We start from the raw sequence: 15,975 nt of genomic DNA, 5'->3' as shown, positions 1-15,975 counted from the left end.
GCCACAATATAACCGTGCGTCAGACCATGCTCCACCGTTTTCTTAGATACCATTCCCAGCCCAACAGGCCCACGATCAGTAGCAGGTTGATCCAGCTATCACGGCTCGATTCGGGCCAGGTCCATTTGGTTTGCACTTCGACTTCCGTTTCGGGAGGGCGGTTCTTGATTTGGTCGAGCAGTTGTGGAAGTTCTTCCGGCGTCCATGTTCGCCCGCCAACGTCTTTGGTAATTGCCGAGAGCGCCGCTAACTGGGAAGGCCGGGCTGATGGGTCGCTCAATTCCAGGTCCTGATCGTAGACAAAGAAGCGTCCCAGGCCGGTGCCGACGCTGGTGCCGTTTTGCTTAGCGACCACTTCGATCGTGTAGTCTCCCATCGCCTGGCCAGCGTCGAGTGTTCCTTCGATGACGTCATTGCCAGGCAGCGTACGCAGCAGGGTTCGGCTTCCATCCGGGGCGATCAGCGTCGATTCGAAGGTCACGCCTCGCAGGGGATCGCCACTTTGTGAGTTCGCCCCGGCTGTGAAGGTGATCGGTGCACCAGGTACATAACGTCGCTGTCCCAGTTGAACCCAGACATCACGCGTTTCAATGCCATCCTTCTTGGCCAGCCATAAGAGGATTTGCCGCCAGAAGCGTTTGTGGATGTCGCTCTTGCCGGCCATGACCCAACGCCAGGTGCTATCGGCGGTGAAGGCCAGCGTTCGGCCGAGACCATATTCGCCAGCCACCAGCAGCGGCTGGCCATTTTGCGTTTCCAGGATCGTCATACCGCGCTGCGTCGGTCCGGTGACTTTGTTCGCCCCGGATAGACCCGGTACGGCGGTGAGTGCCGGGACGCCTTCGCTGTCGGTGCCGAGGGAAGAGAGAAAATGGTTTTCGCTGGCCACGATGGTGATCGGTCCGGGCACGTGCATATCGGTGCGGATCGGGGCATCGAAGTCCTGGCGATCGAAACGGCTCATTTCAACCGGTAACACGTTTTGGAAGATGGTCGTTTGATAGCCACCGGCACCGAAGGAATGAAAGCCGCCGAGCATGATCAGGCCTTTGCCATCTTCGACCTGCTTGGCCAGTAGTTCGAGCGTATCGGGGCTGAGTGCGGAGGAATCTACGTCGCCGATGATGAAAACGTCGTACTTTCCCTTTTCGATCACTTCGGTCAGGTTCACCGGCCATTGATCGCGGCGGCGGCGGTCGATCCAGCGGAAGTCGAGTTCCATGTCGGCCGACTCGGCCACGACCTGTCGCAGCCATTTTTGCTCGGGACGGTCGACCGTGCGTCCTTCCAGGTACAGCAGCTTCAATCCCCCTTCAAGGACATTCAGGTAGGCACTCAGCACGTTGTTCTTGGTGACCAGTTCCCCTTCCTGGTCCGGTACCACAACACTCAGCTTGAACTGCCCCGACGTTTGCGGTGTGTAGCGGAAGATGACGTCGAGCGTTTCCTGAACCTTCGGCGTGGTGATCTCTTGGGTTTCGACAATCGTCTTTTGTCCCTGAGCATCTTCCACGATCAGTTGCACCGGTACCGGCAGGTTGGCCATCCCTTGAATGCGAACCGATGTCTTGACCGCCAGTTCGTTCTTGACGAAGACGGTGTAATGATCGGCTAACGTTTCGACGGCAACGTCGCGGGCCTGAGAAGGATCGATCGCCTTGCCGTAGGTAACGGTGTGCAAGGGGGTCTCGAGCCGGGCCAGGTCTCGCGCCGCTTGCTGCATTTCAACCTGAGGAGAATAAACCCGCTGTGCACCGTCGGAAAGCAGAATCACGCCGGCCAGCTTCTTACCGATGTTCTGCTGCATGACCTCGGCAATCGAGGTGCCGATATCGGTAAAACGACCTTCCGGCGTGTGGGGCAATTGCACTTGTCCGTCGACCGATTCGAGACGCTTGGCGTTTTCGTCAAACTGGTAGATGGCAACGTCAATGTTGTTGCCGAGTGAATTCAATTCCGGAGCCAGTCGTTGGAGCGTTTGTTTCTGGGCTTCGTAGCGTTGGATACCGTCGCCTGCGTCGGGGACCGTCATGCTGCGGCTTGTGTCGAACATGAGCACCAGTAGCGACTTCTGCGTCTCTTTGATCGAACGAACCCAAGTCGGGCGAAGCAGCGTTAGAGCAATCAGCAGAATCACCGCAAAGCGAAGCCCAGTGAGGATCCAATGCCGCTGGGGGGTTAACCCTTGAAACTGAGGCCGCAGTACCAGCAGCGCAACGAGCGCGAAGACCAATATCCCCACCAGGAGATAGCTCTCGCCCAAAGGTTGCAGGTACCAGTAAGACAACGTTTGTTCTCTCTACGAGTTAAGTTTCACTAGGTGCTTGTCGGTAAAAACGATTGGCCAATACATTTTCCAGGCCAAAGACGATCACCACGATCAGCATCAGCCAGGGGAACAGCGGGACGCCGAGGCGGGCCTTGCCTTGTTCGCGAACGATCTGTTCCTGCTGACGAGCCAAGCGGTAACGTCCGGGGCCGAGGATATCGTCCAGGTCGGCTTCGGTCAGCTTGTCCATGCGGGTGGCATATGGGGGAAGGTTGACGCTGAAACCCATCGACTTGCCGCCACCCAAGGGACGCACGCGATATGTTCCCAGGCTGCTGGTAAAGGGAATGGTGATTGTGCCGGCGTCGGGAACGACTTCCTGCGGATCGATGCCATTGGGCGTGAACAGCAAGTGCGTTGCCGTCTCGTTGCCAGGCTCGGTCTTCAAGGTCGCCACGTCGCCAGCGGTGTAGTTGAAGTGATCGTCACCCCCTTGCACGACGTACCTCGCCATCTGATTCCACAGCACAAAGAAGGGCCACGTATCGAGCCCGGTGAACAGCTTGTTCCACGAATCGCCGCGCGGGTCAGAGACCGATGTCGTCAGCGTCAGCACGAGGCCATCGCCGATACGTTGTTCGATCAACGCAGGCACAGCGTTGTTGTAGGGGACAATCGTGTTAGTGTCTTGGTCCATGTCGTCGAACGACCAGAAACGATCGATCGGGTAGTCTCGCCACGGGACCGATGCACCGGTACCGCGGAAGGGGGACAGGACCGAATGTTGATAGTCCGTCGGTGCCAGGAACCACTCGCGATTGCCGGCTCGCCATTGTCGCGATAGTTTCCCGGGCAGAACGCTTTGGGCGGCTTCGGTGTTGAAGTCGTCTTTGATGGCAGCACGGCCTAGTAGCAGCATCAATCCACCGCCACGGTTGACGTAGCTGGAAAGTGCCTGCCAGGTGGCATCAGGCATGGGGGCCGGATCCAACATGGCAATCGCTTGATACTCTTCCATCTTGGCGGGCGTTAGTTCGCTTTGCGAGATGACGTCGATCTTGAACGCTGCTCGGCCAGAGTCGCGGTAGCTAGGTGGTGCCAAGGCATCGACTAGCCGATCGCTGACCGCTTTATCTGACTTGACGACTAACAACGACCATGGCGTGCGGGCCTGGATCGTGAACCAGCGTTTGTTATCGGCACCCAAGCCATCTTCGCCGAGCATTTGAATCCAGCCATGATGCGTGCCGGCTTCGAGCCCTGTGAGGCGAAAGCTGACACTGCGAGGCTGGTCATCGGCTAGTTCGATCGTCTGGCGATTTCGGCGTTCTGCTTTGGGGACGATCAGCTCGCCGTTCTCGACGATCGGCAGCTTGTCGTCGATCTGTTCGACGAATAATTCCAGCGTTTGCGGCTGACTGCTTCCGTCGGAGACGACTTCGACTTGCAGCGTGACGTCGTGGTTCTCTGGCGTGCTCTCGGCGGAAAGGACCAGGTCGCTGATGGCTACGTTCTGCACGTCGTCGGCACCGACGTCGACGATATACAGGGGAATGTCCGGCTGCTCGGCGAGAGCTGTTTTCAGTCGTTGGGCATCGGTGGCATCCCAGGCTGGGGCTGCCAGGTCGGTCAGGATGTAGATCTCTTTGCGAGCAAGCTCATTGCTTTCGAGCATCTTGAGCGCGTTCTGTGTCAGTTCGATCAGCGACTGTCCACCGACAGCGATCTCCAAACGCTGCAATGCCTGACGAGCGGCTCCGCGGTCCGGAGCGAAGATGGTCGATTGGGTGCGCTGATCGAGTATGGCCATCTGGCTGTCTTCGGGCAGCTGCGAAGTAAGCCACATTCCCAGCTCTTGGGCTTTCTCCAGTCGCGTTTGATTTTGATGGCGATAGAGCATGCGGGGAGACGTATCGCAGATGATCACCGCGGCAACAGGGGCTTCCTGTTCTCCTACGATCGGTCCGGAACTGCTGGACATGGCCATCAACGCCGAGACGAGCGCGCCAACGCCTACCAACGCCGTAACGCCGGTCAAAATGTAAGCCAGCGTGCGGCTACTGCCGGCCAGCCAGGCCGCCAAGGAAACGAAGACCCCAATCAGCAGAATAACACCCAGCGAACCGGAGAGAACCCACCGCCCAAGTGCCGCCGACGCAACGCCAGGGCGGGCCAGTGCGGCGACCAACGCCAACACGGCCAGACACCTAAGGGCCAGCAGGACCCAGTGCTTTAGTTGCAGGCGGCGCGTATTCTGAACGCTGCGTTGTCGTACGAAACGCAGGGCAGGGAATTCCAGTTGTTTCGGCTGCTGCCGCATCACCAAGTGCAAGATGATCGGCACGGCTACGAGCAGGCCTCCCAGCAGCAGGCCGACGTTGGCGAACTGCATGAAATCAGAACCTTGATTGGCGGCTGATGAGGTACTCGGTCAGGGCCTTGTCGAACTGCATACTGGTGTCGAGTTCCACATAGTCGACCCCGGCCTGAAAACAATCTTGGCGATACTTGTCGCGAAAGGCCTTGATCTCTTTTTCGTAATCTTTGCGGTAGTTACTGGCGTCGACCTTCATCCGCTCCTTGGTTTCCGGGTCTTCCAACTCGACCATCCCATCGAACGGAAACGTCACTTCCGCTTCATCGAGAATATGAAAAAGGATGACGTCGTGGTTTCGGTGACGCAGTTGATAGATCGCTCGCATCACTTCTTCCGAATCGGCGAGCAAATCGGAGAAGATCATCACCACGCTGCGGTGCTTGAGCATGGCAGCCAACTGCGAAAGGCTGTGCGCGATGTCCGTCTCACCGGTAGGCTTTAAGTTAGCCAGCAGCGAAAGGACATCCCCCAGTTGCTTGCGTTTTGACTTGGGAGGAAGACTGGCGCGGATCTTGGTATCGAACGTTACCAGGCCGACGGGATCTTGCTGGTGAACCATCAAGTAGCACAGCGCCGCAGCCAGGCTGATCGCATAGTCGAACTTGGTCATCTCCTGACGATAGGTGTACGCCATCGAACGACTCAGGTCCATTGCCAGATAGCCGGTGATGTTCGTTTCCGCTTCAAACTTCTTGATGTAATAGCGATCAGTTTTGGCGTAAACCAGCCAGTCGATGTCCTTCGGATCGTCTCCTTGTTCGTAGCGACGATGCTCGCTGAACTCGACGGAGAACCCATGGTAGGGACTGGCGTGCAAGCCTTGCAGGAACCCTTTGACCACGAACTGAGCGCGCAGATCCAACCGCGAGATCTGGCGGATCACCTCAGGCTTCAAATAACTTTCGGCAGTGGTCAACGTTCAAACTTTTCGATCTTGGGTTCTGGGACTTCTTTGAGCAGACGTTCGATGATATCGACGTTGGTCATCCCTTCGGCCTGGGCCTGGAAGTTGGTGCCGATACGATGCCGCAGCACCGGGATGGCAATCTTCTTGACGTCCTCAATCGCCACCGAGAAGCGGCCTTCCATGGCGGCAATCGCTTTGCCACCGTTGATCAGGTTCTGACCGGCACGCGGACCCGCACCCCAGTCGACCAGTTCCTTGATGAACTGCGGAGCTTCGGCATCGCGCGGACGTGTCGCACGTACGAGTCGCGCCACATACTTGATGACGTATTCGCTGACGGCGACCGACTGCACGAGCTTTTGAATGTTGAGGATGGCTCGGCTGCTGAACACCTTGCGAACTTCGACCTTCTCTTGCCGCGTAGTGGCCATGAGGATCTTCTCTTCCTCGTCCAGCGAAGGGTAGTCGATGATGATGTTGAACATGAATCGGTCGAGCTGGGCTTCCGGCAGTGGGTAGGTCCCTTCCTGCTCGATCGGGTTTTGCGTGGCGATTGTGAAGAAGGGCTCTGGCAGGTCCATCGTTTCGCGGCCGACGGTTACTTCACGTTCCTGCATTGCTTGTAGCAGCGAGGCTTGTGTTTTAGGTGGCGTTCGGTTGATTTCGTCTGCCAGCAGAATGTTGGTGAAGACCGGCCCTTCGACAAAGCGGAAGTTGCGGCGGCCATCTTCGTCTTCTTCCAACACGTTGGTACCGGTGATGTCCGACGGCATCAAGTCTGGTGTGAACTGAATACGTTTGAACTGCATGTCGAGCACTTTGGCCAGCGTGCTGACCATCAGCGTTTTTGCCAGGCCTGGCACCCCTTCCAGCAAGCAGTGCCCGCGCGTAAAAATGGCCGCGAACAATTGTTCGATGACTTCGTCCTGGCCGACGATCACCTTCTGCAGTTCCTGCTGCATGACGATGCGTTGTTGTTTAAATTCTTGTAGAACTTCGCCCAGGTTTCTGGTTTTGCCCACAATAGACGCCTTGTCTCAGAGGGGAATCGTCGATGGTGAATGAGTGACGCTAAGTTTGGTATCGGCATTTTTTCCTGTTCCCTCGCCCCTGCGGGGAGAGGGTTAGGGTGAGGGGGCGAACCGAGAACACGCTTCACCAACCCTCACCCCAGCCCTCGCGAAGGGAGAGGGGACAGAAAAAAGATTAGCCGCATAATTGTAAGTTACGCAGGGGAAAAGGTTTGGTTCCTTCCAACGAAAACCTGTTGCCTTGCCAAGTGATTGTAGAAACGTGCTTCGATGGAAACAACGCACCCGCATTTCGCTTGTGTCCACCGCAGGCAGACCTAAGATGAAAAGAAGCGAACGCGACGTGTCCCGAAGGAACCTCCGCTTGTTCCCACTGAGAATCACTAGCTGCTGTACGCTAATTGTAGCGATCTTTCTGATTGCGCCCCCTGCGATGGCGCAGCGTGCGGCTACGCGCGGTGGGGTTACTCCGCAAAATGTCCGCGACGCGATGGACAAAGCGGTGCGATATCTGAAAGCGGCCCAGCGCCAGGATGGAAGCTGGCAAGATTACGCAGAGTTTAAGGGTGGGGTAACTTCGCTAGTCACCTTGGCACTTCTCGAAGCTGGCGTCCCGAAGGATGATCCAGCGATTCAAAAAGCACTGACTTCGCTTCGCAGTACCCGGGCCGACAAGACCTACGCACTTGCCCTGCAAACGATGGTCTTCTGTGCTGTCGATCCGCAAAAAGATTTGCAGTTGATCAAGTCGAATGCGGCACTTTTAGAAAGTTATCAGATCGAGAGCGGCGAACGCGCCGGGCTTTGGTCGTATGGTTCCCCACGAGAAGGGGGCGGTGGTGGCGACAACAGTAACAGCCAGTTTGCGCTGCTGGCGCTGGATGAAGCGGCCGAGCATGGTGCCACCATCAAAGAGCAAACCTGGCGACGGGCATTCCTCCGCTGGGACTCGATGCAAAACGGAAGCGGCTCGTGGGGGTATCTGCCCAATGCGCCCGGTACGGGAAGCATGACGTGCGCCGGCATCACGTCGATGATCATCACGACCAAACGCCTGGAAAATGGTGACGCCGAAATCAACGGCGACAACGTCAACTGCTGTGTGCCGTTGAAGCAAGACAGTTCGGTCGATCGCGGTTTCGATTGGCTCACGCGGAACATGACCCTGCGTACGAATCCTTCAGAAGGGGGCGGCGGTGGGAACTCGCTGCTCTATTACTTGTATGGTATCGAACGCGTCGGGCGATTGAGTGGTCGTCGCTTTATGGGAACGCACGATTGGTATCGCGAAGGGGCTGAACTGCTGGTCGCCTGGCAGGACTCGCTCGATGGAACCTGGAAGGGTACCGGCGTGGTCGAGCAGAGCAATCCGCTTGTCTCGACTAGCTTCGCGCTGCTGTTTCTGGCCAAGGGCCGCCGCCCGGTACTGGTCTCGAAACTAAGATACACAGCCAACCAAGATTGGAATCCGCATCGGCATGACCTCAACAATTTGAATCGTCACGTCGAGAGTCTCTGGCAGCAGAAGATGACGTGGCAGGTTGTTGATGTGAGTGCGGTTAAGTCGGCCGAAGACTTGCTACAGACGCCGGTCATCTGGATCAGCGGGAAAGATGGTTTTCAGATTACGCCGAAGCAGGAAGAGTTGCTGCGACAGTATATAGAAGGGGGCGGTTTTATCTTCGCGGAAGCTGGCTGCGGTGGTCAGAAGTTCGACACCGATTTCCGCGCGATGTTGAAACGGATTCTGCCCGACAGTTCTTTCCGCCTGCTGCCGCCTGATCATCCGGTGTGGTTCGCTGAACAGGCCGTCAATCCTGACTTCACCGTGCCGCTGTGGGGACTCGATGCGTGCTGCCGCACGAGCGTCGTTTACACGCCTGAGGACTTAAGCTGCTACTGGGAACTATATGGCAGTCGCAGCTTTCTGGACGACGACAAAATCTCGATCAAAGTTCGCAACCAGGTCAAAGCAGCCAATGCGATGGGGGCCAACGTGTTGGCCTACGCCACCGGACGGCAACTGAAAGACAAGCTCGAACGCGTCGAACTGACCACTGACGGCGGCGTGGAGGACGAACTGGGACGCAACGTACTGAAGGTCGCCAAGATCCAGCACCTGGGTGGCTCGGACGATGCTCCAGCAGCGCTAGCCAACATGGTTCGCGTTGCCGGCGAACAGCTTGACCTGCGGTTCGATATCGAAAAGCCGATGGTCACATTGCAGGACGACACTCATCAGTTCTATCCAATTATGTTTATGCATGGCCGTCGCGATTTTGGATTCAACTCCGAGCAGCGGAAGAATCTGAAAGAGTATCTTGAGCGGGGAGGGTTTCTCTTCGCCGACTCGATCTGTGCCAGCAAGCCGTTTACCGTGGCGTTTCGCCGCGAACTGGCAGCGATCTTCCCCGACGCCAAACTGGAGGCGATTCCAATCGACCATCCGCTGTTGTCGACCGGCTACGGTGGTTTCGATATCACGACGGTCACGCTCAACGACCCGCAGACCCGCAACAGCAATGAAGAGGGACTCAAGTCGGTTCGGCGCGAGTCGAGCCCTGAGTTGGAAGGCCTATTCATCAACAATCGCCTGGCGGTGGTTTTCAGCCCGAATGACTTGAGCTGCGCGATGGAAAGCGGAGCCTCTTTACAGTGCAAGGGTTACGTCAAAGAAGATGCTGCCCGGATCGCCACGAACATTCTTCTCTACGCGATGCAGCAGTGAGTAGTCCCGCTTAGCAATACAGCCCAAAGTGCGCCTGGACTCTGGGTTGCGAATCCTTGAAGTTCTCGCGAATGTGCTTTCTTCGCCGCTGAAATAGTACTACCCTGACTCATAGGTCAGTATTGCTTCTCATGCATTCTTAGTCGCGTTTCTGCGTTTCTATCACACGGAGTTCCACGCCATGTTTTCTGGAATGCTGGTTGTACGAGTGACTCGTGCATGTTGTTTCCTGGCGGTAGTCTGGTATGCCGGTTCGGTGATTGCTCAAGAAGTGTTGCCTCGACCAGAAGAGCCCTTTGCGGGAAAGATTGGCCTGACCTACAAAGACTCGGTTGCCGTGAAGCCCAAACTGGATGTTCCGCAAACGTTTGGCTTGGAAGACCCACCGAACGTCTTGATCGTCCTGATCGACGATTGTGGTTTCGGCCAATGCAGTACGTTTGGTGGCGCGGCTCCGACTCCCACGCTTGATCGGATCGCCAAGAATGGAGTCATCTACAATCGCTTTCATACTACGGCACTCTGTTCGCCCACTCGGGCTGCACTGCTTACCGGTCGCAATCATCACTCGGTTGGTTCCGGTGTGATTGGTGAAGCTGGGACTGGCTTCCCCGGGTATACCGGCATCATTCCAGCCTCGGCCGGAACGGTTGCGGAAGTGCTGCGAGAGAACGGTTATATGAACGCCTGGTTCGGCAAGAACCATAACGTGCCTGACTGGGAAACGAGCATCGTTGGTCCGTTTGATCGTTGGGCCGATGGTTTGGGTTTTGATTATTTCTACGGCTTTGTCGGCGGAGATACAGATCAATACACGCCTGCTCTCGTCGAGAACAAGCGACGCATGGAAGCCCCCAAAACCAACGAGGATGGCTCGCTGTATCACCTGACCACCGACTTGGCAGACCATGCGATCCGTACTATTCGTGCATCACAGGCAGTCGCTCCCCAGCGACCGTTCTTTGTTTACTTCGCCCCAGGAGCCACGCATGCTCCGCATCAGGTTCCAGAAGAATGGATCGCCAAGTTCAAAGACAAATTTGATGGCGGTTGGGACAAATACCGCGAAGATACATTCGCTCGACAAAAGAAGCTGGGGATTATTCCAGCAGATACGAAGTTGACACCACGACCAGACTCGCTGCCAGCATGGGATTCGCTGCCGGAAGACCAGCGTAAGGTTTATGCCCGCATGATGGAGATTTTCGCGGCATTTACCGCCCACACCGATAACGAGGTGGGTCGTATTGTCGATGCCATCGACGAGATGGGCGAACTCGAAAACACAATGGTGATCTACATTGCCGGCGACAACGGTTCCAGTGCAGAAGGGGGAATGAGTGGTCTGCTCAATGAAATGACCTTCTTCAACGGCATCGAAGAACCCCTGGAAGCCAAGCTGAAGGCCATCGATACGTTGGGAAGTGCCGAGCACTTTAATCACTTTCCGGCTGCCTGGGCCTGGGCGATGGATACCCCGTTTCAATGGACGAAGCAAATTGCCAGTCACTTTGGAGGAACTCGAAATGGTGTTGCGATTTCGTGGCCGAAAGGGATCAAGGCCCGTGGCGAGGTGCGCGACCAGTTCCATCACGTGATCGATATTTATCCAACGATCCTGGAAGTCGTCGGGGTGCCGTCTCCGGCTCAGTTGAACGGAATCGCCCAGAAACCGGTCGAAGGGGTAAGCATGGTCTATTCGTTTGATGATGCCAATGCCGAAGACCGACGTACCACCCAGTACTTCGAAATGATGGGCAATCAAGGCATCTACCACGACGGCTGGATGGCCAGCGCCCTGCGAGGTGTTCCTTGGGTTTCGGAAAACCCACCGGCGAACCTTCTTGACATGCCGTGGGAGCTTTATCACGTGGACGAAGACTTTAGTCAGGCCAATGATCTTGCGAAACAGGAACCTGAGAAACTGCAAGCGTTGGTCAAGTTATTCTTCGCCGAAGCTTCGCGCTATAACGTGTTGCCGCTGGATGATCGCAAGACAGCGAGACTGGCAGTCGAAAACCGACCTAGCCTGACCGAGGGACGCAATAAGTTCGTCTATCCGAATCTGCTTCGCTTGACCGAAGGTTCGTCTCCGGACCTTAAGTACAAAAGCCATACGATCACCGCGAACGTGGTTGTTCCCGAGGGAGGTGCCGATGGCGTGCTGTTTACGCAGGGAGGAAATTTCTGTGGATACGGCTTCTACGTGAAGGAGGGCAAGCTGACGTACCATTACAACCTGGCTGGGGTCAATCGCTACACGATCGAGTCGGAAGACAAGATCCCGACCGGCAACGTCAAGTTGAAGATGGAATACGTTACCGATGCAGATAAGCCGCTGGCTGGGGCCAATGTCACACTGTACGCGAATGATAAGGTCGTTGGCAAAGGACGCGTCGAGAAGAGTATTCCGAACCGGGTCACGCTCGACGAAACGATGGATATCGGTTTCGATACCGGTACGCCAATCAATGATCAGTACGAGGTGCCGTTCAAGTTCGAGGGGCAATTAAAGACCGTCGTCATTGAACTGAATTAATCAATCGTTGCAATGATTAAAGCGAAAGGCCATCGTTCTGATCGAGCGATGGCCTTTTTTGTTCAACGATGATTTGTTGTTAGACGTCCAGGAACTTTCCGTACTGCAGAAACGTGAGCAGCCCGTGCAGGTACGATCCTCCACCAACCAGCTTGATCTCGGCGAGCTTCAGCTTGTCGAGCCCTGCGTAAGTGTTTACCGAATAGGACGTTTCCTTCGAGATGTTCTTCAGTACCGGTTCGATCACGTCGTACAGCTTGAAGATCTCGTCCGCTGTATCTGGCTTCTTCTTTAGTTCTTCAGCCTTGGTGAACGTGAGGCTCATCTGACGCACGAGGATACGTGTGAAGTTTTCGCCTCCAACTTCCAGGCTGCGGAACCAGATGGCATTGGGGCCGCAGATGATCAGGTGACTCGCATCCGATCCGACATCGAGAATGCCGACGGCTTGCTGGGTCTCTTCCATTTGTTCTCGATACGACTGGTCGGAGAAGAGGTCGAAATCGAAGAAGTTGTAGATCGCCATCTGATCGGTCTGAACCAGGCTCGGTGTGATGCCCAGTCCGCGGAGGAATGCCAGCCGCTCTTGCAGTTTGGTCAACCGGGTAGCGACGACCACGCACGTTCGCTTGGCATCGCTTTCCAGGCTCATCTCTTCCGGTTCGAAGTTGTCATCCCAAACGTGGTAGTCCCACGACAACTCTTCGATCGGGAAGGGGATCTGGTGGCGTACTTCGTATTGAACGGTTTTCGGGATCTTCTTGTCTTCCACCGGTGGCAAGTTCAGGAAGCGTCCCAAAACCTCGGTGGCTGGCAAACTCAAGCATACGACCGGCTTGCCTCGCTTGTCGTTGAAGACATCTCGGCCGACCGTATTGAAAAACTGTTCGACAGCGTCTTGAATCAGGCCGCGACGATCGGCGTCGTCTGCTCGAGAAAGAGGACGCTTGAATTCGATCTTCACCATCTGTTCGATATGGACGATCGTTTCGCCGTCTTTCTTGTCTCCCAGGCGTTCCTTTCGCAGCAACACAGCCTTCATGCCCGAGTTGCTGAGATCGATACCCCACGCAAGATCGCCGGCGGCAGCTTTCTTGCCTGCCCCAATCAAGCCAAACACGCTGCTTGCTTTGTTCGGTAGCAGGTTCGTTTCGATCTTCGCCACGCCGATGCCTTGAAGCGCAAGCCCCACGGCGACAATAAAACCAGAGGAGAAATGGTCGAAGTGTTCGTTGTCGTTGACTGCGGCCGTGTTGAACTTACGGAAGCGGGGATAAAGATCGACCGGAATGCCCAGCGTGGTGTTTTTAGGTGGTTCATTCCAGTAAGAGATCGGAGCATCGCGATTCCGGCGAGCCTGCTCCAGACGCTGGGTAATCTTGTGCAGCCGATCGATGGAATGCTTGTCTTTCGGCATCATCTTGACCAGGCGGCTCGCCATGCCGACCAGAATCGAGTCGGTATACGAGCTTCGACGCAGGTCAGTCGATAGAAAGGCCAGCTCCGAAACTTGATCGAAGAACTTCAGGAAGTTCTCGGTGCGAACCGACTCCGGTACTTCGGAGAGAACCTGGTGAGCCCGCTCGTAGCGAAACTGCTTGATGTACTGCTTGGCCTTTTCGACCAGCTTCTCGCGTTTCAAGCGATCGGCCTGGTCTTGCGACTTGCGGAGCTTCTCGGCTAAACGCTGGGCTGAGATGTCATGCGGCTTGAGTTCGAGTAGTCGTTCGACCTTGGGAAGCAGTCGCGACGTGCGACGCTCTTGAATGGCCGTCTTGATTTCCTGAGCAAGTCGCTTGATTTGTTTCTTGGTCTCGCTGACTTCGTCGTAGAGTTCTCGCAGGGATTCAGGCCACAGGATCTTTGGAATCTCGCGAATCAAAGCGACCGCCTTCTCCGCGTGCTTTCCGTCGCGAAGCTGCTTGGCCTCGGCTTCCACATCCGGCGCGCGATCTATCAGGCGTTCTTTCTCGAGCGTGATCTGCGTGATCATTGTGGCGGCACGCTTGGCGAATTCGACTTCTCCTTCGTGCTGGGCCTTGGTAAGGGTACGCAAGACATCGCAGGCACGATCGTGACGGCCATCTTTGAGCAATGCTTCCGCTTCGTCGAACTTTGATTCGAGCGCCTCTCGTTGAGCGTTGGCCGAAGCTTGCAGGTTCACACCACATTGCCCACAGAACTTTTCGTGAACGGTGTTCATCCCACCGCATTCAGGGCAGGCCAGAAAGAGGGCATCGCCACAGGCAGAGCAAAATCGGCGCGAAGGAGGATTGTGCGTCGAGCACTTGCGGCACGCAATACGATCGCCGGCCTCGGCCGATTTCGCGGCATGATTATGGCTGCTGCCGTTGGTGCCGGCAGCCATCTGGACCGAAGTGCCCGTCTTTTGGATATCCAGCTTTCGGTCGTATTCGGCCTTCTTGTCGTTGTCGGTCAGCGTGGCAATGGCGTCCTCGACATGGTTGAAAACCTGCCGCCATAGACCAGGATCGATTTCGCCGAATTTCGAGTGGAGCTGCTTGCGTGCCTTTTCCCCATAGTTGCGGATGTAATTGATGTCGTCCTCAAAATCTTCGAGTTTAAGTACCTCGTAGAAATTAAGTGACTTCCCTTCGGTTTTTATCCGAAGCAGACGGTCGTACGGATCGATGCTCGATTGAGTGGATGACATTGCATCATTGTATTTGCGAATCATGAAGGATTTGTGAAGGTCAGTCGTGGGTGGGGGTGTTATTCAACATGGAAATCCAGCCATAGGCCTGTTTGTTTGCTCGGAATGCGCGGCAAGAGAGGGTGGTCGCTTGTGATGACGATACGTCCAATCTCCTGACCGTAATAATTGCCGGGTGGAGCGCCTGGGGGAATTTGAATTTGCAGCTGAAACAGACCAATCTCTTGGTCAAGCGTGACGACTTTGGCGTCAACAAATTCGGGCCATGCGTAAATGTCCTTTACCTTCCAAGGCGTGTCCCCTTGGTCGACACGAAAATTGATCAGCAAGGGTTCGCTGCCATCCTTTGAGCTAACAGATCCAAGTTTTACGGCACCAAAGCCATCGATTCGAGGCGAGAAGAACTTGACGCCTGGTTTCTTCACCATGGCTTGGATGTTCAAGCGGGCGACCGCTGAATTCTCAGCTTGCTGAGTCTCGTCGCCTGAAGTGTGAGATTCAGCTGAAGTGGACTTTAGGGCAATTTGCCCGGTGTAATTGCCTTTTTCTAATCCGGCCGGGATGGTAACGATAACTTTCTTGCCGCACCTGGCCTCAAGTGAATCGAGTTCCTCCTGGCTGGCCGGCTCAAGTTCGATGGTCATGCCTGGAATGTCGGCAATGGTTTCCAACTCGATATGATCCATCTCTTTCAGCGTGCGCGAGTAGACAATCGTCTCTTGCGACATGGCTTCTTTGATCGGGGCTAGTCCGTTGAATGTGATCGTGTCGTTGACCAGGGTAAACCGGTTTTCGGTTAACCCTTTCACCACGAATTCCAGTTCTTTGTGGTCGGGATCATTCGTGAGGACCACCGCGGACTGGCGGAAGGGGCCTTCTTTGAACTTCAAGGTCCATTCCAAGCGGATCTCAGCCTTGCCGCCGGGGGGAACTTCCGATTTCTCGAGACCAATGAGCGTGCAGCTGCACGAACTGGGGCCTTGTTCGATCTTAAGCGGAGCGGTCCCTTCGTTGTGAATCACAAACGTGTGATCACCGGTGGTGAACCGTGGAAGCGTCCCGAAATCGAAGACGGTTTCGTCAACGCGGACTTTGGGAATCACGGTACTACCAGGGCGTTCCTCGGATCGGTTTGCTTTGGGAGTTGAAGCCTGGGGCGAAGGCTTTGCGGCAGAGGTACTTTCTCCCTTGGAATCATTCGGCTCCTGGGCCGGAGAGTGATTTGTTTGGCTTGAGGTAAGGGTCAAGTCAACCTTTTCGCCTGGGATGTTGGTGGTGCCCGATTCAGGTACGTTCGATGGCTGGGCGTACCAAATCGAAGCGGCCACGACAAGAATCAGCAGCACAACGGTGAGGGGGGCGAAACGGCTCATCATTAGACTCAGATACTGGTGGGGAAGAATAAGAAAGCGAGCCTTGGAGTTTCCTCCAAGGCTCGACTTTCGAAGGC

At 55.7% G+C, this 15,975-nt stretch carries 8 protein-coding genes; 2 read left to right on the top strand and 6 right to left on the bottom strand.

The annotated features are described in order from the left end of the window. Window positions 1-19: 19 nt before the first annotated feature. From C5Y96_RS06875 to C5Y96_RS06860, 4 genes are read right to left on the bottom strand one after another with little or no spacing between them, the layout of a single operon-like run. A complete protein-coding gene (locus C5Y96_RS06875) occupies window positions 20-2,287 on the bottom strand; it encodes a glutamine amidotransferase (RefSeq protein WP_105351288.1) in 2,268 nt (755 codons plus the stop codon). Window positions 2,288-2,306: 19 nt separating this feature from the next. Next, entirely contained in the window at window positions 2,307-4,661 is a 2,355-nt protein-coding gene (locus C5Y96_RS06870; protein WP_105351286.1) for a BatA domain-containing protein, read from the bottom strand. A gap of 4 nt (window positions 4,662-4,665) precedes the next feature. Continuing rightward, entirely contained in the window at window positions 4,666-5,562 is an 897-nt protein-coding gene (locus C5Y96_RS06865; RefSeq protein ID WP_105351284.1) for a DUF58 domain-containing protein, read from the bottom strand. Further along, window positions 5,559-6,515, bottom strand: a complete 957-nt coding sequence (locus C5Y96_RS06860; RefSeq protein ID WP_105351824.1) for an AAA family ATPase — start codon at window positions 6,513-6,515, stop codon at window positions 5,559-5,561. The genes C5Y96_RS06865 and C5Y96_RS06860 overlap by 4 nt, the downstream gene beginning before the upstream one ends. A gap of 433 nt (window positions 6,516-6,948) precedes the next feature. On the opposite strand from C5Y96_RS06860, the gene C5Y96_RS06855 reads away from it, so the two are divergent. Both C5Y96_RS06855 and C5Y96_RS06850 read left to right on the top strand, forming a co-directional pair. Beyond that, the gene (locus tag C5Y96_RS06855) at window positions 6,949-9,312 is read left to right on the top strand and encodes a DUF4159 domain-containing protein (RefSeq protein ID WP_158261124.1); all 2,364 of its coding nucleotides are present in this window, start codon (window positions 6,949-6,951) and stop codon (window positions 9,310-9,312) included. A 181-nt stretch (window positions 9,313-9,493) separates the two neighbouring features. After that, complete coding sequence (locus tag C5Y96_RS06850) at window positions 9,494-11,851, top strand: arylsulfatase (RefSeq protein WP_105351279.1); 2,358 nt, start codon at window positions 9,494-9,496, stop codon at window positions 11,849-11,851. A 79-nt stretch (window positions 11,852-11,930) separates the two neighbouring features. Here the strand turns inward: C5Y96_RS06850 and pilM are convergent, their stop codons facing one another. After that, complete coding sequence (gene pilM / locus C5Y96_RS06845; protein WP_158261123.1) at window positions 11,931-14,525, bottom strand: pilus assembly protein PilM; 2,595 nt, start codon at window positions 14,523-14,525, stop codon at window positions 11,931-11,933. A gap of 59 nt (window positions 14,526-14,584) precedes the next feature. Further along, window positions 14,585-15,901: a DUF1573 domain-containing protein gene (locus C5Y96_RS06840; protein WP_158261122.1), complete on the bottom strand. Its 1,317-nt coding sequence runs from the start codon at window positions 15,899-15,901 to the stop codon at window positions 14,585-14,587. Between the last annotated feature and the right edge of the window lie 74 nt (window positions 15,902-15,975).

Source organism: Blastopirellula marina (assembly GCF_002967715.1).
Taxonomy (GTDB): Bacteria; Planctomycetota; Planctomycetia; order Pirellulales; family Pirellulaceae; genus Bremerella; species Bremerella marina_B.
Note: the sequence above shows the minus strand (reverse complement) of the source record. Positions and strands in the feature narration are given on the sequence as shown.